The organism is Microbulbifer sp. ABF4_107 (assembly GCF_056312215.1).
Window position 1 is genome coordinate 1585718 of the sequence record NZ_CM149983.1, and the last position, 18314, is coordinate 1604031.

Here is an 18314-nt window from a genome sequence, read left to right on the forward strand (position 1 = left end):
TTATTTTGCTGGAGTGTCCCTCACACTATTTGTGGTTCGGATCCTTCCAGTAATCCTTCACGGTATCTTTCATTTCTCGCGCAAGAATGGATATGCCAAATAAATTGGGCAATGTCATCAGCACGATTGCTACCGCGGAGAGGTTCCAGATTACGGTGGTGTCCTCAATAGCGGCCCAGAAAAAAGCCACAACATAAACCAGCCTGTACGGCATCACTGCCTTGGGGCCGAACAGGTAAATCATCGAACGGTCGCCGTAGTACGACCAGGCAATCGCTGTCGAAAAAGCAAACAGCAAAATGCCAAGCGTAACGATGTAGCTGCCGTACTCACCAAAGAAGCCTTTCTGGAAGGCCCGGTTTGTCAGTGCCACCGAATGCAACAGGGAGTTACCCCACACATCAACATTCGGATTTACCAGACGGCCACTGTTGACATTTAAAACACCCGAGAAGTTGTCTCCCGCCACCCGGAATTCCACATCTTCCGCAACAGAGCGGGAATTCAGAACCGTGAATTCGTCTTTATTGAGCGGCAGGCCGTCTGCCACCACAATAGTGCCGGTATAGGGTTTCACTTCGCTGCTCTGGTTACTGAGGAAACCGAACAGCTGTTTCACATCCGCCTCATCCTTGTCGGTGTAGGTTCCTGCCACCACCATCATATCGGCACGCTCAAAGCGGTTCATGTGCTTCTCGGTCCAAACACCAGAAGACAGAATAACCAGACCAGTAAGCGTACAAATAATAAGGGTGTCGATGAATGGTTCCAGCAGTGAAACCATGCCCTCGGACACCGGCTCGTCCGCCCGTGCCGCGGCGTGTGCAATGGGCGCGGAGCCCTGACCCGCTTCGTTTGAGAAGAGACCGCGGTTCACGCCACGGTTAAACGCATATGCGAAACTCGCTCCCAGGAAGCCGCCCATGGCCGCACTACCATTGAAGGCACCGGCGAAGACCGCACTAAACGAAGGAATGATGTTCTGGTAATTGTAGAGAATGACCGCCAGTGCACCCACGATGTAAAGAACGGCCATTACCGGTACGATCGTGGACGTGACTTTCGCGATACGAGTGATACCGCCGATGATCACCAGGCCCAGCAAAATTGCCAGTACCCCACCGGTAAGCATCTTGCTCAGCCCGAAAGTGTCGTACATGGCCTGGGCAATATTATTGACCTGCGGCAGGCTACCCGTGCCGAAAGAGCTGATTACGGTAGCGATCGCAAAAATCACCGCTAGCCATTTCATGTTCAGGCGGCGCTCCATGTAAAACATGGGGCCACCCGCATAAAAACCATCCGCGGCTTTAATACGGTATTTGTGGGAGAGGGTTACCTCGACAAACTTTGTGGTCATACCGAGGAAAGCTGTAACCCACATCCAAAACAGGGCTGCAGGACCACCGAGGAAAATAGCAAGGCCAACACCACCGATATTACCAGTACCTACCGTGCCGGAAAGCGCAGTGGATAGTGCCTGGAAATGAGAGGTATCACCGGGGTCGCCAGGCTTATCGTATTTGCCCCGCACGATCTTGATCGCGTGGCCAAAATAGCGAATCTGCGGAAAGCCCAGATACAGCGTGAAGAAAAAACCGACCCCTAAAAGTACCCAGGGAAACCAGGCTGCTGAGCCCAGCAAACCATCCAGGGTTAACAACAATTGATTGAATGATTCCAACTCAACCCCCACAGCTCTTATTTTGATTGAAAAATCGTCAGGCTTGCGCGCAGCGCGCAAAACGATTTCGGACAGTCTTTCGATGGCGTTCTCGCGGGTGATCCGCCGCTTTTTATCGCCCGACAGCCCCTGACGTTGCCGGCCAGAGTAGCAGCTTCAGCAAATTGAGAACAGTAATCCGCCAATCATCAGCAGCATAGTCCTGTTTTCTGCCAAAAAATCGATTTATCACCAAATATTTCGCTAAATCAGAGAATTCTGTCGCGGAACAGAACATGTAGTGGCACCGCCCAAGACATTGTTCCTTGCGTTATTGGTTCAAAGATCCGGTTCACCTGTTTGTTTTTCAGCCCAACTGCTTTTAAAACCGTCGCGTTGCGGAAAAATACCGAATTGCCCGCCGGTATGAACGAAGACCAGCTCTTTACTTTGGCGATAGCGACCGATCTCAATGTCTTTCAGCAAACCATGGAAAGCCTTGCCGGTATATACCGGATCCAACAGCAACCCTTCCTGTTGCGCGAGCAAGGCAATGGTTTCGAAAACCTCATCGGTGGCAACGCCGTAGCCCGGACCGATGTAATCATCCACGACGTGGACGCTCTCCATATTCAGCTCGAATCCGTTTGCCGCTGCCGGATAGCGACCGGCCCAGTCCGCAATATCCTTCCTCACCTTGTCGATAAAATACGCAGCATCATCACAAACCGCATAGCCCGTCACCTTTGATGGTACACCGAGTAATTGGCACCCCAGTATCAAACCGGACTGCGTGCCCCCACTGCCAGTCGCACATACGATATGATCCGGCGTAAAGCCGTGCTGGCGGCAATCGTCGATCACCTCTTCTGCGCCGGCGATATACCCCCAGATTCCAAGCCCATCACTTCCGCCGGTTGGAATACAAAGCGCTTTTCGTCCCTGATCTGCGTACCAATCCGACCATTCGTCGAACAATTCGGATAACCGTGAAAGGTATTCTTTAAGCGGGTAGCGGGATACTCGCGCACCCGCAAGGTAATCCACCAACAGATTCCCATCTGGAACAGCGCCGGACGTATCCACTTGTCGGCTTTGACGTAACAGTAAATGCGCCTTTAGCCCGCACTTTGCAGCAGCAAGCGCCGTTGCCCGACAGTGGTTGGACTGCTCGCCTCCGCAGGTAATGAGAGTATCGCAGCCGCTGGCCCTGGCCTCGGCAATGATGAACTCCAGTTTGCGCAGCTTATTACCGGACATCGCACTTTCCGTCAGGTCATCTCGCTTCACCCAAATCCTTGGGCCACCAAACGGGGCTGAAAATTTCGCAGTTATCTTGTCGAGAGGCTGTAGCGGTGTGGGCAGGTTCGCCAATGGGAGTTTTGGCGGGTATTGGATACTCACAATCGGGCTCCAGGGTGGTGAAATGGATATTCAGGCCAAAAAAAACCCGGCTTTTGCCGGGTTTTCGAAGCCTGATTGAGCATTCCGCAGTGGTGCACATAGCATCACAGCCGGACAATCAACTTCAGATATTCTTGATGGTGCCCTTTGGCAGAACCGCGTGTACGGCAACTTTCTGAAACTTGAGCTGCATGTTGTCAGCCACTTCCAGAATCAGGTAATCGTCGTCCACCTTTTCAACCCGGCCCAGCATGCCGCTGGTCATTACTACCTCGTCGCCCTTCTTAAGAGCGCCCACCAGTTCCTGGTGCTCTTTCTGGCGCTTGCGCTGAGGGCGGATGATAAACAGCCACATGAACACAAACAGACCACCAAACATTAGCAGGGTGATCAGTGGGTTGCCCTGAGGAGCCGGAGCAGCCTCTTGTGCCATTGCGGCAGGAATAAAGAAATCCATGGTCTAAACCTCGATAGAGTCAGTCAAAATTCTGGGGCCAACTCTAACGGCTTTGACAAAATGAGGCAATCCAGAGCACCGGCGCTAACCGGTACACTGGACTACGTGATGCGAGGGGTCTTGAGCGACTTCTTAAAAACGTTGGCGAACCTGACGGCGATACCCGGTTGGGGACATGCCGGTCCAGCGCTTAAAAGCACTGGTGAAACTGGTTCTGTCAGAGAAGTCGAGAATACGGGAAATGCCATCGACGCTCAGCGCTGTGTCTTTCAGGAAGTGTACAGCGTGGCGGAAACGAACGTGATCGCGCAGAGAGGCAAAACTCAGATTATGCTCCTGCAAACGGCGCTGCAGGGTCCGGGTAGACATACTGAGGTCAGATGCTACCGGGCGAATTGCCAGAGATGCCTTTCCAATCCGTTGTTCCAGCACGTCGATGACTCGAGCGGCAATACCGAAGCTGGTGGCTTCCGGTGGTGCCAGCAACTGGTCAAGAATGTTCGGATCTCCGGACAGTCTGGCCTGTTGCAGAGGTTTGTCTTCTGAGAGCGAAGCCGGGTCTGGCTGAATATGATTCATGGAGCTGCTCCTTGATGGGTTCCTTGAGCCGCGGTTATTGTTCTACGCCCGCTTCCTGCGAGTCCCTAATTACCACCGCCAGTGACATTGCCGACTTGAATTGCGATTACAAATTCAACAATGACTGACTACTACCTGGGTGCGGGGCGCACCTGAAAACAGGCGATCGAAGCCTACCCAGAGTGAACGTTTTTTGTACTACTTCCTCGCACCACACCCAATCGCTCTGGGCCAGACGGTTGAGCGGCGCTCCTTTACACAAGCCAGTATAGACCATATGAGGATAATGCAAGGGACGACAAGTAATTTTTTTTAAGCCCCGCACAAAAAGAGAGGGCCGCCACCGGGATTGTTGAGCCGCAAGTGACCATTTAGGGCTAACCGACGGCTCCCGGGGGCTAGATAGAGGTTAGATATGGTGTGGAGCAAAATATACCGGGCGGTCGAGCTGCGGCCCTCCCCCCTTGCCCATCAAGCCAGATTCTCGTCAATCCAGTTCAAAACGTCATCGTGGTGAGACTTCGTTTTCACCTTGTCCATGATGTGCTGTAAGCGGCCTGACTTGTCGATAATAAATGTCGTACGGATCAGGCCCATATACTCCTTACCCATAAATTTCTTCAGGCCCCAGCAACCGTATTTGTCGGCGACCTTGTGTTCCTCATCCGCAAGAAGGTCGAAGTTCAATTCGTGCTTATCGATAAACTTTTGCAGTTTCGACTCCGGATCTGGACTCAAGCCGAACACCACGGTGTCACGCTTGGCAAATTCCTTGGCACTGTCACGAATCCCACAGGCCTGCGTCGTGCAACCCGGCGTCAGTGCTTTGGGGTAGAAGTAGAGCACCACATTCTTGTGATCCCGAAAATCCTTCAGCGCTATTTTCTCACCACTCTGATTCTTCAGCGTAAATACAGGTGCAAGATTGCCGATCTTTGGATGTGCCACGGTGCCTCCCCTCAATAAAAATCCAATAAATGTTACATCACAGGATGTAAAAAACCCGAGGCGCTAAGCTCGGGCTGACATTATATAGGACAGACATACCGCCGGGTCGAGCCGGGTCAAAAATCCTGCAGGCGGAAACTCTGCTCTTTTCGCGCTCGCAAGCCACAGTCCCCCAGCTTTTCGACCAGTGCGGCTTTTTCCGCGTCTGTCAAAAAGTCGCCAACTTCCAGACAACCTTCTGGCCCGGTAAATGTTACGCAGGAAGGCTCGGCCGGTGTGGCGCCGATACGCACCAATACAGCCAGGCTATTACGATCAAACTCGGTGTGGTACACCGGGCGCTCTAGGCTGCCGCGACTGGTATCAAGCACTACGCGATCATCGCTGATGCGGATTACTTCCCTACGCGTACCTTCCATATATACGTAGCCGAACAATGCCCCAAGCAAGAGGATTTCCAAGCCTGCGAATGGAATCACCATCCATGCGCCAGCGAGGGCAAATGCAATACTAATCCCAAGGGATACCGCAACCAGGGAGATGAACACCCAGAGGTTTCCGGCAAATGACAGAGACTGATTGGGCGCGAGAAGGATGCAGGCCCGGCGCCCGCGCGCGCCACCGACTTCTTTGACCATGGGTACAACTTCCAAGACCATCACTGTGACCTTTTCAGTGTAGGACAGGGGTAAATTGAACCAAGAGTCACGAGGCCGAGTGCGAGCTTCTATAATAGTGCGGAATTGCCGGACAGTGGGACTGCCCAGCCATATCTCCACTCGCGCGGGTCAGGGAGTGGCCGCCGCCCGTCACGGGGGTGGATTTTCCGGCACACAGGGGGCAAGATGCCGCCGGAATGCGCGACCAAAAGACGCGTGGAACAACCGCGTAGACTGTGGCCTGCTACACCCACGGCAATGCCCAATCGGCACGCGAACGACAACAAGAGCACCATCATGCAAGTTGAATCCATTGAACAGCTTTTAAAATCCAGCCAGCGGGAAGGTGAAACCGCTCGCATCCAGGGCTGGATCCGCACCCGCCGGGATTCCAAAGCGGGCCTGTCTTTCCTCGCCGTTCACGACGGCAGCTGCTTCGACCCGATCCAGGTGATCGTAGAAGCGGACATCAACAACTACCAATCTGAGGTACTGCGCCTCACTACCGGTTGCGCGGTCGATATCGAAGGCACCATCAAGGCTTCCGAAGGCAAAGGCCAGGCTATCGAGTTACTGGCCACCAGCGTGACCGTAGTTGGCTGGGTGGAAGACCCCGACACTTACCCTATGTCACCCAAGCGCCACTCCATGGAGCACCTGCGCGAGCACGCCCATTTGCGCCCGCGCACCAACGTCAGTGGTGCCGTGGCACGTGTGCGCAACTGTATCGCTCAGGCGGTGCACCGCTTCTTCCACGAGCGCGGCTTCAACTATGTACATACGCCCATTATCACAGCCTCCGACTGTGAAGGCGCCGGTGAGATGTTCCGGGTCAGCACCCTGGACCAGACCAACCTGCCCCTGACCGACAAAGGCGATATAGATTACAGCGAAGACTTTTTCGGCGAGGAAACCTTCCTTACCGTATCAGGCCAATTGAACGTAGAGAGCTACTGCCTGGCACTGTCCAAGGTATACACCTTCGGGCCGACCTTCCGCGCGGAGAACTCCAACACCACCCGCCACCTGGCGGAGTTCTGGATGGTGGAACCGGAAATTGCCTTTGCGGACCTGGCGGACTGCGCCAATTTAGCGGAAGAAATGTTGAAGTACGTGTTCAAGGCGGTACTGACAGAGCGCGGTGATGACATGGCCTTCTTTGCCCAGCGCATCGACAAGGAAGCCATCTCCCGTCTGGAAAACATCATCGATAACGATTTCGCCCGTATCAATTACTGCGAAGCCATCGAGATCCTGGAGAACTGCAAAGAGAAGTTCGAATTCCCGGTTTCCTGGGGTATCGACCTGGCCTCCGAGCACGAGCGCTATCTGGCCGAAAAACACTTCAAGAAGCCGGTGATCGTGCTGAACTATCCGAAGGACATCAAAGCCTTCTATATGCGCATGAACGACGACGGCAAGACCGTGGCGGCGATGGACGTGCTGGCGCCGGGCATCGGTGAAATCATCGGCGGCTCCCAGCGTGAAGAGCGCCTGGACAAGCTCGACGCGCGCATGGACGAGATGGATATTCCCAAGGAGCACCTGGACTGGTACCGGGACCTGCGTCGCTACGGCACCGTGCCCCACGGCGGCTTTGGACTGGGCTTCGATCGCATCGTCTCCTATGTCACCGGCATGGGCAACATTCGCGATGTGATCCCCTTCCCGCGTACACCTCGCAACGTTAAGTTCTAAGGTGCTCTAAAGGGTGAAGTTCTGAGTTAACCGTCAGAAACTTCAAGCCAAAAAAAACCCGCACAATGTGCGGGTTTTTTTTGCTTTGAACTTCTAAGAAGCAGAAAGCTTACGGCAGCAGGTGCGCAACGGCGTCGCGCTCTTCAGCCAGCTCGGTCTCGGTCGCAGTCATCTTCTCGCGGGAGAAGTCATTGATGTCCACGCCCTGAACGATTTCCCAGTCGCCGTTCTTGCATACAACCGGGAAGGAATAGATCAGACCTTCCTGAATGCCGTAAGAACCGTCGCTGTATACGCCCATGCTGGTCCAGTCGCCTTCGGCGGAACCCAGCGCCCAATCGCGCATGTGGTCGATGGCAGCGTTGGCCGCAGAAGCTGCGGAGGAAGCGCCACGGGCCTTGATGATGGCGGCGCCGCGCTGCTGTACAGTCGGGATGAAGTCGGTCTCGTACCACTCCTGCTCAACTTTGCCCATGGCGTCTTCGCCGTTGACCTTGGCCTGGTGCAGGTCCGGGTACTGGGTGGCAGAGTGGTTGCCCCAGATGGTCATGTGGGTGATGTCGTTCACGGTGGAATCGGTCTTGTTCGCCAGCTGAGTCAGGGCACGGTTGTGGTCCAGACGGGTCATGGCGGTGAAGTTGCGCGGATCCAGGTCCGGCGCATTGCGCTGGGCGATCAGGGCATTGGTGTTGGCCGGGTTGCCAACAACCAGTACTTTTACGTTGCGGGAAGCAACGTCGTTCAGGGCCTTACCCTGAGCGGAGAAGATCGCTGCGTTGGCTTCCAGCAGGTCTTTGCGCTCCATACCAGGGCCGCGCGGACGTGCGCCAACCAGCAGTGCGTAGTCTACGTCTTTGAAGGCAACGGTCGCGTCGTCGGACTGTACGATGCCAGCCAGCAGCGGGAAGGCACAGTCTTCAAGCTCCATGGCCACGCCTTTCAGCGCTTCCAGTGCGGGAGTGATTTCCAGCAGCTGAAGAATAACTGGTTGATCCTTACCCAGCATTTCGCCGGAAGCGATGCGAAACAGCAGCGAGTAGCTGATCTGACCGGCGGCGCCGGTAACTGCAACACGAACAGGTGCTTTCACGATGTATCTCCGTTGTTTTCAGGCGCCCGCATTATAGGGCTTTGCAAATTAAATGCATTATCCTTTGGTCTGATCCAGAAGAAGAATCAGACGAAAACTGTCAGGCCAAATTCTTCTGAGCGCCCGGATACCGGTTTTTTAGCGCCTCATAGAGCAGGTTGCTGAAATTTTCAGCTGCAGCGTCCAATGATTGAACAATCTCTGCCAGATGCTCATTGTCTTCCCGGCCTTCCCAGGTTTTTACATAGCTGCCGTCTTTGTAACCGTGATCCTGGCGGAAACGGTTCAGCACATTTTTGCCGACGTAGCGGCGGTAAAGCTCGTCAAAACCCATGTCACAATCGGCCAATAATTGTGCAAATCCCGGCAGATCGAACTGCTTGGTGGAAAGCGTGTTCAGGGTGAAGGCTTCCAGGTTTATGCGGAAATCCCCTGCTTCCAGCGCCGCCGATTCCAGTTGCTGCTGCATTTTGCTGGCAACTTCCTCCGGGGAACCCTGCTGCAGCTCCAGGCTCAGGCCAAAATGCCAGATATCGACCAGCTCGAGCTTTACCTGCTCCATTTCCGGCTGCTGCTTTTTCCACCACTTCCAACCGTAGTGATCCAGCAGCTCGGCACTCTCCACCCAGATGGCTCGGTACCAGGCGAAGTTCTGTGCACGCCAGTTTTCGTTGACGACGGTGTTGATGGCATCTTGCAGGGCAAGCATGGTCTGCAACTGTTGTTGTGACATGGTGATTCCTAAATGAAATACAGCGCGCTACCTTCAGGCGGCACGAGGGAAAAGACGGTGGAAGTTCGCAGTGGTCGCTTCGGCCAGTTCTTCATAGCTGAGTCCGCGCAGGTCAGCGATAAATTCCGCCACTTCGCGCACATAAGCCGGGATGTTTGGCTTGCCCCGGTAAGGTACCGGCGCCAGGTAAGGTGAATCGGTTTCTACCAGCAGGCGATCCAGGGGCACCTGCTTCGCGACTTCGCGCAGCTCTTCTGCGTTCTTGAAGGTTACGATCCCGGAAAGGGAAATGTAGTAATTGAGATCCAGGGCCTGCCTGGCCATCTCCCAGGATTCGGTGAAACAATGCAGCACGCCGGCATGCTCGCGGCTACCGTGCGCTTTGATCAATTCGATCGTATCCTGACGGGCATCGCGGGTGTGCACGATCACAGGCAACCCGACTTCTCCGGCGGCCTCCAGGTGTGCGACGAAACTCTGCTGCTGCACTTCTTTGGTCTCGGTGCTGTAATAATAATCGAGACCGGTCTCGCCCAGCGCCACCACGTTGGGTTTTGCCGACAGAGACTTCAGCTTTTCTGTATCCGCCAGCCCGGACTCAACATCCAACGGGTGCACCCCTACGGAACAGACCACATCGGGATATCTAGCTGCGATGGATACCACCTGGTCTACGTTTTCCAGGCTGATACCGACGCAAAGAAATTTGCCTACGCCACGGCTGCGGGCGAGTTCCAGAACATCGTCCAGATCACCATCAAATTTGTCGAGTTTTAGCCTGTCGAGGTGACAGTGAGAATCTACCAGCATGAATCCCGGCCTATCGGAGTGTGTGCAAAATTGAGGGGGAATTATACAGATTGGACCCGCATTGCGCGCGTCCGCACTTCAGAACCGGGCGGCAGATGGGGCTCCACCGCCAGGCGGCGGGCCTTTACAGGGTATGGGTGGGGCGACTCGACTCAAGAGAGCCTGCCAGCAGTGTTTCAATTTTGCCCTGCGCGATGTTTTCCTTATCACTAAACTGGATGCCAATACCTGGGGTACGGTTGCCCTGGGCACCACCTGGAGTAATCCAGACTACCTTCCCGGCCACCGGCAACTTTTCTGGTTCATCCATCAGGCTGAGTAGCAGGAAAACTTCATCACCCAGGTTGTAGGATTTGTCGGTATTGATAAACAGGCCGCCGTTTTTCACAAACGGCATATAAGCCGCATACAACACGGACTTGTCCTGAATTTTCAGCGACAGGATGCCGTTGCGGGCACCGCCCCCCATTCCTTTCATAATCAACCCCGTTTCCGTGGTCCGCCAGAATCGGCGAATACGCCGGAATTCAGACCCGGCTTATATCTTGTTTGTTATTTAAACAACGGCCGACGGACAAAAGTGTTTCACCCGGCCGACGTTTCATTGATTGTTGCGCTAACTTACCCCGAGGACCAGGACCTGTCCACCTTGTCGAGCAAGTCATGAGAACAAGTTTCCGCTGGCGAAAATCAGCGAAAAAGTGCCGCCCATCGGATCATCAACTCTTCCACCAGCAGGCGCTTGTTCGGGTTGCTGTTCCCTGACAGTACCCCCCGCGCCTTGAGCAAGTGGTCGTAGAATGCGAATACCGACCGCATGCTTTCTGGCCCGGATCCGGGCAGTCGCTGCAGCAGCGCCATGATATTCGACTCCGCTGCCTCATCTGTACTGCGGGATTTGAGCATCAGCGCCAGCCAGCTCTGCCAGAACTGCAATAGCAGGTTCAGGTCGGCCCCCTCTCCCGGACTCTCCCACTTCCCCGCCAGTGTCACGGGGTTCTCATCCCCGCGTGTGAGCGCAGTCAGGTCTGCGAGAAACTGCTGCCGTGTCTCCTGCGATTCTGGCTCCATCAGCCGGATGGCCAGCAGAGGCGCGCCGCCAGCGAGGTTCAGCGCACTGTCCGCATCTTCATTTTCAATCCCGCTCTCACGCAACCAGCGCAGGGCGGATTGCTGCGGAGGCACCGGAAAGGCAACAGTCTGACAACGGCTGCGGATCGTCGGCAGCAACCCGGCAGGGTGATCGGTAATCAACAGAAAAATAACCGACCCAGAGGGTTCTTCGAGGTTCTTCAGTAGCGCATTGGCCGCATTGATATTCATTGCTTCCGCGGGAGCCAGCAACACCACCCGCGCGCCTTCGCGGCCGCTGGTGCGGCCAACAAAATCTCCGAGCTCGCGAATCTGCTCGACTTTTAATGGCCCCTGCTCCTTTTCCGGCACCACCCTGGCGAAGTCCGGATGCGAGCCGGCCATCCGCAACTGGCAGCCACGGCACTCGCCGCACGCCAGGCCGTGGCGCGGCTGATCACAGAGAAGCAGGGCGGTGAAGGCTTCTGCAAAACGCCGCTTGCCCAGACCAGTCTGACCGCTGATAAGCAATGCGTGGGGGCAGCGCCCTGCTATCCACTGGGCACCAAGTCGCTGCCACTGTGCGGCCTGCCAGGGCAATGGCGACGGGATGAGCGGTTGCTCGACCGCACCCTTCTGTTCAGAGTTCGCGCTCATGGGGAGCCTGCGATCTGGTGTAACGCGACGGCCAGGCTCTGCTGCACAGCTTCCAGTGGCACCGAGGCATCGATGATCCGATACCGGTCGGGGTCGCTTTCCGCACGACTGCGGTAAGCGGCGCGCACCTTTTTGAAAAACTCGATCTGCTCACTTTCAAAACGGTCCGCCTCTCCGGTGCTAGCTGCGCGCTGCAATCCGATCTCAGGATCTACATCCAGCAGCAGTACACATTCCGGCCGCAGGTCCCCCTGCACCGTTTGCTCCAGCTGGGCAATCAAATTCTGGTCGAGCCCACGCCCTCCGCCCTGATAGGCATAGGTCGCATCCGTAAACCGATCACATACCACCCACTTTCCTTCGGCGAGGGCGGGCTTAATCACTTGATTCAGGTGCTGCGCGCGCGCAGCAAACACCATCAGTAATTCCGCAGTGGGGTCTACCGCCTCGTCACGTTTTTCGAGCAGCAAGTGTCGCAGCTGTTCCGCCAGCGGTGTACCGCCGGGCTCGCGGGTTTGGATGTAGGAAATGCCCTGTTCATCCAGCCAGCGGGTGATAAATCGAAGATTGGTGGACTTCCCCACCCCCTCGCCGCCTTCCAGCGTAATGAACTTTCCTTCGGGAAAATCTTGCATGTATGAATCGATCTTCAATTTCGACAAGTTTTAATTTTGTTTTACGTCCGCCGGGCTGGAACGGTAGTCCGAACGGCGCTTCAGCTGATACTCGCGCACCGCGCGGTTGTGCTCAGCGAGCGTCTCCGAGAACTGATGCGAGCCATCGCCCTTCGCGACAAAATACAGTGTTTTTCCCGCTTTCGGGTGCAATGCCGCATGAATGGCTTCACGTCCCGGCAACGCAATCGGTGTTGGCGGCATCCCTTTGATCACATAGGTATTGTACGGCGTGGCCTCACGCAGATCCGCACGGCGTAAATTACCCGCGTAATTATCCCCCATACCGTAAATCACCGTCGGGTCTGTTTGCAGGCGCATGCCTTTGTTCAGGCGCCGCACAAAAACCCCGGCGATTTCGTCTCGCTCCCAGGGCACGCCGGTTTCCTTCTCCACAATGGAAGCCATAATCAGAGCCTGGTAGGCACTATCGTAGGGTAGATCACTAGCGCGCCCCTCCCACTCTTCCGCCAGAATCGTTTTCATACGCTGCTGGGCTCGACGCAATAGATCCAGGTCTGTGGTTCCCGACCGGTAGATATAGGTATCTGGGAAAATCTGACCTTCCGGATTCCCTTCTATTCCCAACGCCTTAGCGGCCGCTTCTACGGTTGCCGCGCTCTCGGTTGGCTTGATTTTATTCGCCCCCCGCACTTGGTCTAATGCCTGTGCGAAGGTCCACCCCTCTACAATTGTGATACGGTAGCGGGTGACATCCCCACGGTTCAAACGTGCCACCAGGTCCATGGCATTGCTGCCCGCGGGGATCATGTATTCACCGGGATGAATGTGCCCGAGCTTTTTAATGCGCGCGTATGCAAGCACCAGGCGCGGATATTGCACAATATCTTCACTTGCCAGCCTGTGAACGACCCGGGACAAATTGCTGCCTGCCTCGACATCCATACGCATGCCGTCCACTGGAACCGCGAGCGGCTCCACCAGGGCATTCTGCGCAAACCAAAATGTGGCACCACTCCCAATCACACCGAGCACGATCAGTACCAGCAGGCCACGCAGAAACTTTGCGACCAAACCGATACCAGATTGCTTGCCCTTAGTAGTTCTTGTGGAAGCTTTCTTACTGCTCTTTTTCTTCGCTACCATAATTCTTCCGAAATTCTTTGCTGCAAGACAGATACGGCCTGCCCTGGCGATACCGGGTCTTTAAAAAGCGGTGAGGTTTGGGAATCCCGTTGCGATTGCCCTACCGGCAGCAATCTTGCCGGCACCACCCCACGGACACTGTTACAGACAGCAATTTCCTCTGCTGACAGCAAGTCCGACGGCGTAAAGTCATCTTCGCCGATTTCAACCTGACCAGCCAGCCAGCGTAGCATTACCCCCCGAACCCCATACCGGTTTAGCTTCGGGGTGAACCAGTGCCCGTCACGCATGATCAGCAAATTGCTGCGGGAACCCTCAATGACGATGCCATTTTCATTACACAGCAACGGCTCCAGCAGCGGCATGGACTCATTATTGTGACTTGAAGCGCGCCATTCCGCCGCGGCCTGCTCGTAGGTATCGCGACGCAGCAACTTACAGCCCAGATATTCCGGTCGGACTGCGCCACCGACGGAATCTGCCACCGATCGCGTAAAAGGCGACCGGGTATCAGCTGCGGCCAGACGAGTGCTGCAAAGCCCGAGCACTACCCCATTATCCCAGCGCGAAGATTCTTCCAGTGGAACAACCGCGATATCCCATTGTGGAGACTGTGTGGAATCTTCGCCAATCACGCCGTAACGCAGGCGCACCCTGGCACCGAAAGACCAACTTCGTGTGCGCAGGGCAGCCGCCGCCGCGATGGCCGCTATCGACTGCTTGGCATCATCATCCAGAGTCACGCTGCGAGCGAGTCGTTCTAGGTGTAACTGCAACAGTGGAATAGACCCGGTATGGGCACGCATAGTTTCCAATAGCCCGTACTGAAACGCGCGATCGGGCACAACGGAGGGCTGCTCACCGAGGGCAGAATAATAGAGAGGAAGAATATCCGTCACGGAGAGAGAATAGAGGTGACAGCCCGGGGAATCGTATCTCCAATTAACCGGGCCATCACCTGCTCTGTCAGTTAGACGCGCTGAAAGATCAGCGAGCCATTGGTGCCACCGAACCCGAACGAGTTCGACAGTACCGCGTCAATTTTCATTTCTTGGGCTTTGTGGGGAACCAGATTTACCCCGACACAATGTTCATCGACGTTATCAATGTTGATGGTCGGCGGAGCAACCTGATCTTGCAGGGACTTCACCGAAAAGATCGCTTCAATGGCCCCGGCAGCCCCAAGGAGGTGCCCCGTCATCGATTTGGTAGAGCTGACCGCAAGCGTGTCCAGGCAATCGCTGAACACCGAACGTACCGCAGCAATCTCCGCTTTATCACCGAGCGGTGTGGAAGTGCCGTGGGCGTTGATGTACTGAATTGCGGAGGCGTTCATCGCCGCATCTTTCAACGCGTTCGCCATGGACAGTGCAGCACCGGCGCCGTCTTCGGGGGGAGAGGTCATGTGGTGCGCGTCACCGCTCATACCAAAACCACTGAGCTCTGCGTAGATTTTCGCACCGCGGGCTTTCGCGTGTTCATACTCTTCGAGCACCAGCACACCAGCGCCCTCACCCAGTACGAAACCATCGCGGTCTTTATCCCAGGGGCGGCTGGCCGCTTGCGGGTCATCATTGCGGGTAGAAAGCGCGCGAGCCGCGCAGAAACCACCCAGACCGACCGGAGTAGTAACCATTTCCGCGCCGCCGCAAACCATCACGTCGGCGTCTCCATACTGGATGGTGCGCAGACCAAGGCCAATCGCATGGGTGCCGGTGGTACAGGCAGTGGTGGTAGAAAGGTTCGGGCCTTTCATGCCGTATTTAATCGACAGGTTGCCGGATACCATATTGATGATGGCACCAGGCACGAAGAACGGAGAAACCCGACGCGGGCCCTTCTCCGCAATCAGCATGGCATTGTTTTCGATGGCCGCAATGCCGCCCATTCCGGAACCGATACAGGCGCCAACACGCGGTGCGATTTCATCAGTGACTTCCAGGCCGCTGTCTTCCATGGCCTGGATACTGGCACTCATACCATACTGCAGAAATACGTCCATCTTGCGCGCTTCTTTTTGCGCAACATGGGGTTCGGGATCAAAATTTTTGACGGTTGCCGCAAAGCGGGTGGTGAATGCAGAAACATCAAAAGTCTCAATCGGCACGACACCGCTGGTGCCAGCCAACAAAGCGGACCAGGTATCCTCAAGTGTGTTGCCGAGCGGGCTGACTACGCCCATACCGGTGATAACGACTCTTCTTTTAGACACTTGTGCCTCCCCGAAATAAATCTACTGCGCCACAACGAGAATGCTGTTGTCGGTCGCTTGTTTATCAATATGCATTTTTTATCATTATGCAAATAAACGGAGAGCCGCGCTATGCAACATAGAACGGCTCTCGCGATGCTTTCAGTACTGGCTAATCACTTTTGGTGCTGACAGTACGAGCAAAAGGCAATGCGTACCCTTTACTTAAGCTATCCAGCAGGAATCAACCCAGGTTCTGGTTGATGTAATCGATGGCCAGCTGAACAGTGGTGATTTTCTCTGCTTCTTCGTCAGGAATTTCGGTTTCGAATTCCTCTTCCAAAGCCATTACCAGCTCAACTGTGTCGAGGGAGTCAGCGCCCAGATCTTCAACAAAGGATGCTTCAGGTTTTACATCTTCTTCCTTCACGCCCAGTTGTTCAGCAACGATCTTTTTTACGCGCTCTTCAATGCTGCTCATGATTCAATTTAACTCCTAGTGGATAAAAATCTGTTTTGGTCACTGTTTGAAATTTGCTCGCCGCTATTGGCGAATCAGTAACCGGCTAACACAGCTTATGGTTAATGCGAGGCGGCATTGTACCCTGATTTTTTCGGGATGTAATGCACCGCCTCCCAGCAACCGTTGAATGATAAATTTTTCTTTACCAATCAATCAGTTATGGCGACTTTCTCGAGAGAAAATCAGCCCATATACATGCCGCCATTCACTTGAATGGTCTCTCCGGTCACATAACCGCCAGCGTCGCTGGCCAAAAATGCGACAACGGATGCAATCTCTTCCGGGGCACCCAGGCGACCCAGCGGAATTTTGCCCAACAGCGCTTCACGCTGCGCTTCCGGCAAAACCTTGGTCATATCGGTATCAATAAAACCGGGGGCGACGGTGTTGACAGTAATTCCGCGGGAGCCAACTTCGGCCGCGAGCGCCCGAGCAAAGCCACCCACGCCTGCCTTGGTTGCAGCGTAGTTGCTCTGCCCGGCATTGCCCATACTACCGACCACGGAACTGATATTAATGATCCGGCCCCAACGCGCTTTGGTCATATCACGCAGGCATGCCTTGCTCACACGATAAACGGCGGTCAGATTGGTATTCAGAACATCCTCCCACTCATCGTCTTTCATACGCATCAGGAGGTTATCTTTGGTGATACCGGCGTTATTGACCAGAATGGTCGGCGCGCCAAACTCACCTTTCACCGATTCCAGCACCTCGGCAATGCTCTCCGGGCTGGTTACGTTCAATTCCTTGCCGGCACCCGTAATACCCTTTTCGGCAAAACGCGCCGAAATTTTCTCCGCACCGGAGGCGCTGGTCGCCGTTCCAATAACGGTAGCGCCCTGCGCACCCAGCAGGTCCGCAATGGCAGCGCCAATACCGCGGCTCGCACCAGTCACCAGAGCGACCTTACCTTCCAGCGAAGTTGAAATTGTCATAGTTTCTCCCGATCACTCACCACGATAGCGGTATGCCACTGCAGTGAGGTCTTTGTTCCGTTTCTTTTTGATTTTGTGGGCAACGTTTACGACGCAGTTGCATTTACCGCTTCGGACAACTGCTCCGGTGTTTCGATATTGTGCGCACCCAAGCCGCGATCAATACGTTTGGCCAGGCCAGCAAGCACCTTGCCGGGGCCGCATTCAACCAACTGCTGGGTACCCGCAGCCGCCATTGCCTGCACGCAGGAGGTCCAGCGAACCGGGCTGAAAATCTGTTCAATCATCAGCGCCTTGATAGCCGCGGGGTCACTTTCGACTTTCGCGTGTACATTGTGAATCACCGGGATTTCCGGCGCGTTAAATGTGGTCGCCTCGATTTGCGGCGCCAATTTTTCCGCAGCAGGACGCATCAGCTCCGTATGAAAAGGCGCGCTGACGGGCAGCGGCAAAGCGCGCTTGGCGCCCGCGGCTTTACAAGCCTCAATGGCGCGCTCAACGGCGGCAGCACCGCCGGCAATGACCACTTGCCCGGGGGAGTTATAGTTCACTGCCGATACCACTGATCCCTGCGCGGATGCTGCGCAGGCGGCTTCCACTGCCTGGTCGTCCAGACCGATCACTGCGGCCATGGCACCCTCGCCAGCCGGTACCGCCTCCTGCATCAAGCGTCCGCGCTCGCGCACCAGGCGCACGCCATCTTCAAATGCGAGCACGCCGGAACAAACCAGTGCAGACCACTCGCCGAGGCTGTGCCCCGCCATGGATGCCGGCACCGCCCCGCCCTGGGACTGCCACGCACGGTAAAGGGCAACGCTGGAGGTAAGCAGCAGCGGCTGGGTTCTCTCGGTCAGATTGATGTCTTCCTGAGCACCGTTCTGACACAGATCCCACAGATCGTAGCCGAGTACGGAGGAAGCTTCAGAAAAGGTCGCGGCGACCTCGGGGAAAGCCTGGGCAGCATCGGCCAGCATGCCAATTTGCTGGGAGCCCTGGCCAGGGAAAACGAACGCCAAAACTGGATTGGTCATGGAACATCCTTTAACCAAATGATTGAATTCCAGGGAGGCTGTGCAGCGGACACCAACGCTTAGGGCGAAAGACCGGCGCGC

General features: G+C 55.4%; 19 protein-coding genes. 1 reads left to right on the top strand and 18 read right to left on the bottom strand.

Annotated features, from left to right (window positions below):
* Window positions 1–25: 25 nt before the first annotated feature.
* The 6 genes from ACYX4K_RS06485 to ACYX4K_RS06510 all read right to left on the bottom strand — a co-directional run bounded on the left by ACYX4K_RS06485 (window position 26) and on the right by ACYX4K_RS06510 (window position 5710).
* Window positions 26–1684 (bottom strand): alanine/glycine:cation symporter family protein, encoded by a 1659-nt coding sequence (locus ACYX4K_RS06485; RefSeq protein WP_475092936.1) that lies wholly within the window; start codon window positions 1682–1684, stop codon window positions 26–28.
* Between the two features lie 318 nt (window positions 1685–2002).
* Complete coding sequence (locus tag ACYX4K_RS06490) at window positions 2003–3070, bottom strand: D-cysteine desulfhydrase family protein (RefSeq protein WP_475093946.1); 1068 nt, start codon at window positions 3068–3070, stop codon at window positions 2003–2005.
* Between the two features lie 121 nt (window positions 3071–3191).
* Window positions 3192–3524, bottom strand: coding sequence for a preprotein translocase subunit YajC (gene yajC, locus ACYX4K_RS06495; RefSeq protein WP_475092935.1), 333 nt, complete (start codon window positions 3522–3524; stop codon window positions 3192–3194).
* Window positions 3525–3656: 132 nt separating this feature from the next.
* Window positions 3657–4103 (bottom strand): helix-turn-helix domain-containing protein, encoded by a 447-nt coding sequence (locus ACYX4K_RS06500; protein WP_475092934.1) that lies wholly within the window; start codon window positions 4101–4103, stop codon window positions 3657–3659.
* 471 nt (window positions 4104–4574) lie between these two features.
* Window positions 4575–5051 (bottom strand): thioredoxin-dependent thiol peroxidase, encoded by a 477-nt coding sequence (gene bcp, locus ACYX4K_RS06505; RefSeq protein ID WP_475092933.1) that lies wholly within the window; start codon window positions 5049–5051, stop codon window positions 4575–4577.
* A 116-nt stretch (window positions 5052–5167) separates the two neighbouring features.
* Window positions 5168–5710, bottom strand: coding sequence for a DUF2244 domain-containing protein (locus ACYX4K_RS06510; protein WP_476178793.1), 543 nt, complete (start codon window positions 5708–5710; stop codon window positions 5168–5170).
* Between the two features lie 297 nt (window positions 5711–6007).
* On the opposite strand from ACYX4K_RS06510, the gene asnS reads away from it, so the two are divergent.
* Window positions 6008–7408 (top strand): asparagine--tRNA ligase, encoded by a 1401-nt coding sequence (asnS, locus tag ACYX4K_RS06515; RefSeq protein WP_475092931.1) that lies wholly within the window; start codon window positions 6008–6010, stop codon window positions 7406–7408.
* A gap of 109 nt (window positions 7409–7517) precedes the next feature.
* On the opposite strand, the gene ACYX4K_RS06520 is transcribed toward asnS, so the two are convergent.
* The 12 genes from ACYX4K_RS06520 to fabD form a co-directional block, all read right to left on the bottom strand.
* Window positions 7518–8498 (bottom strand): malate dehydrogenase, encoded by a 981-nt coding sequence (locus ACYX4K_RS06520; protein ID WP_475092930.1) that lies wholly within the window; start codon window positions 8496–8498, stop codon window positions 7518–7520.
* A 100-nt stretch (window positions 8499–8598) separates the two neighbouring features.
* Entirely contained in the window at window positions 8599–9231 is a 633-nt protein-coding gene (locus ACYX4K_RS06525; protein ID WP_475092929.1) for a dUTP diphosphatase, read from the bottom strand.
* 33 nt (window positions 9232–9264) lie between these two features.
* Window positions 9265–10041 carry a TatD family hydrolase gene (locus ACYX4K_RS06530; protein ID WP_475092928.1) on the bottom strand — a complete coding sequence of 259 codons (777 nt, stop codon included), beginning with the start codon at window positions 10039–10041 and terminating at the stop codon, window positions 9265–9267.
* A gap of 124 nt (window positions 10042–10165) precedes the next feature.
* On the bottom strand, window positions 10166–10519 hold the full coding sequence (locus ACYX4K_RS06535; RefSeq protein ID WP_231757434.1) for a PilZ domain-containing protein: 354 nt from the start codon (window positions 10517–10519) through the stop codon (window positions 10166–10168).
* 212 nt (window positions 10520–10731) lie between these two features.
* Complete coding sequence (locus tag ACYX4K_RS06540) at window positions 10732–11769, bottom strand: DNA polymerase III subunit delta' (RefSeq protein ID WP_475092927.1); 1038 nt, start codon at window positions 11767–11769, stop codon at window positions 10732–10734.
* Entirely contained in the window at window positions 11766–12404 is a 639-nt protein-coding gene (gene tmk / locus ACYX4K_RS06545) for a dTMP kinase (RefSeq protein WP_475092926.1), read from the bottom strand. The genes ACYX4K_RS06540 and tmk overlap by 4 nt, the downstream gene beginning before the upstream one ends.
* Before the next feature lie 30 nt (window positions 12405–12434).
* Window positions 12435–13550 carry an endolytic transglycosylase MltG gene (mltG, locus tag ACYX4K_RS06550; RefSeq protein WP_475092925.1) on the bottom strand — a complete coding sequence of 372 codons (1116 nt, stop codon included), beginning with the start codon at window positions 13548–13550 and terminating at the stop codon, window positions 12435–12437.
* The gene (locus ACYX4K_RS06555; RefSeq protein WP_475118880.1) at window positions 13544–14449 is read right to left on the bottom strand and encodes an aminotransferase class IV; all 906 of its coding nucleotides are present in this window, start codon (window positions 14447–14449) and stop codon (window positions 13544–13546) included. Before ACYX4K_RS06555 ends, mltG begins: the two co-directional genes overlap by 7 nt.
* A 71-nt stretch (window positions 14450–14520) precedes the next feature.
* Window positions 14521–15762 carry a beta-ketoacyl-ACP synthase II gene (gene fabF / locus ACYX4K_RS06560; RefSeq protein WP_475092923.1) on the bottom strand — a complete coding sequence of 414 codons (1242 nt, stop codon included), beginning with the start codon at window positions 15760–15762 and terminating at the stop codon, window positions 14521–14523.
* A gap of 223 nt (window positions 15763–15985) precedes the next feature.
* Window positions 15986–16222 (bottom strand): acyl carrier protein, encoded by a 237-nt coding sequence (acpP, locus tag ACYX4K_RS06565; protein ID WP_010130751.1) that lies wholly within the window; start codon window positions 16220–16222, stop codon window positions 15986–15988.
* A gap of 224 nt (window positions 16223–16446) precedes the next feature.
* Window positions 16447–17202 (bottom strand): 3-oxoacyl-ACP reductase FabG, encoded by a 756-nt coding sequence (fabG, locus tag ACYX4K_RS06570; protein WP_475092922.1) that lies wholly within the window; start codon window positions 17200–17202, stop codon window positions 16447–16449.
* A gap of 86 nt (window positions 17203–17288) precedes the next feature.
* Window positions 17289–18233 (bottom strand): ACP S-malonyltransferase, encoded by a 945-nt coding sequence (gene fabD / locus ACYX4K_RS06575; RefSeq protein WP_475092921.1) that lies wholly within the window; start codon window positions 18231–18233, stop codon window positions 17289–17291.
* Between the last annotated feature and the right edge of the window lie 81 nt (window positions 18234–18314).

Coding starts and splice junctions, on each gene's coding strand:
- yajC (WP_475092935.1), bottom strand. CDS start 3,524: ATGGATTTCTTTATTCCTGCCGCAATGGCACAAGAGGCTGCTCCGGCT.
- ACYX4K_RS06500 (WP_475092934.1), bottom strand. CDS start 4,103: ATGAATCATATTCAGCCAGACCCGGCTTCGCTCTCAGAAGACAAACCT.
- ACYX4K_RS06510 (WP_476178793.1), bottom strand. CDS start 5,710: ATGGTCTTGGAAGTTGTACCCATGGTCAAAGAAGTCGGTGGCGCGCGC.
- asnS (WP_475092931.1), top strand. CDS start 6,008: ATGCAAGTTGAATCCATTGAACAGCTTTTAAAATCCAGCCAGCGGGAA.
- ACYX4K_RS06525 (WP_475092929.1), bottom strand. CDS start 9,231: ATGTCACAACAACAGTTGCAGACCATGCTTGCCCTGCAAGATGCCATC.
- ACYX4K_RS06530 (WP_475092928.1), bottom strand. CDS start 10,041: ATGCTGGTAGATTCTCACTGTCACCTCGACAGGCTAAAACTCGACAAA.
- ACYX4K_RS06535 (WP_231757434.1), bottom strand. CDS start 10,519: ATGAAAGGAATGGGGGGCGGTGCCCGCAACGGCATCCTGTCGCTGAAA.
- ACYX4K_RS06540 (WP_475092927.1), bottom strand. CDS start 11,769: ATGAGCGCGAACTCTGAACAGAAGGGTGCGGTCGAGCAACCGCTCATC.
- tmk (WP_475092926.1), bottom strand. CDS start 12,404: ATGCAAGATTTTCCCGAAGGAAAGTTCATTACGCTGGAAGGCGGCGAG.
- mltG (WP_475092925.1), bottom strand. CDS start 13,550: ATGGTAGCGAAGAAAAAGAGCAGTAAGAAAGCTTCCACAAGAACTACT.
- acpP (WP_010130751.1), bottom strand. CDS start 16,222: ATGAGCAGCATTGAAGAGCGCGTAAAAAAGATCGTTGCTGAACAACTG.
- fabG (WP_475092922.1), bottom strand. CDS start 17,202: ATGACAATTTCAACTTCGCTGGAAGGTAAGGTCGCTCTGGTGACTGGT.
- fabD (WP_475092921.1), bottom strand. CDS start 18,233: ATGACCAATCCAGTTTTGGCGTTCGTTTTCCCTGGCCAGGGCTCCCAG.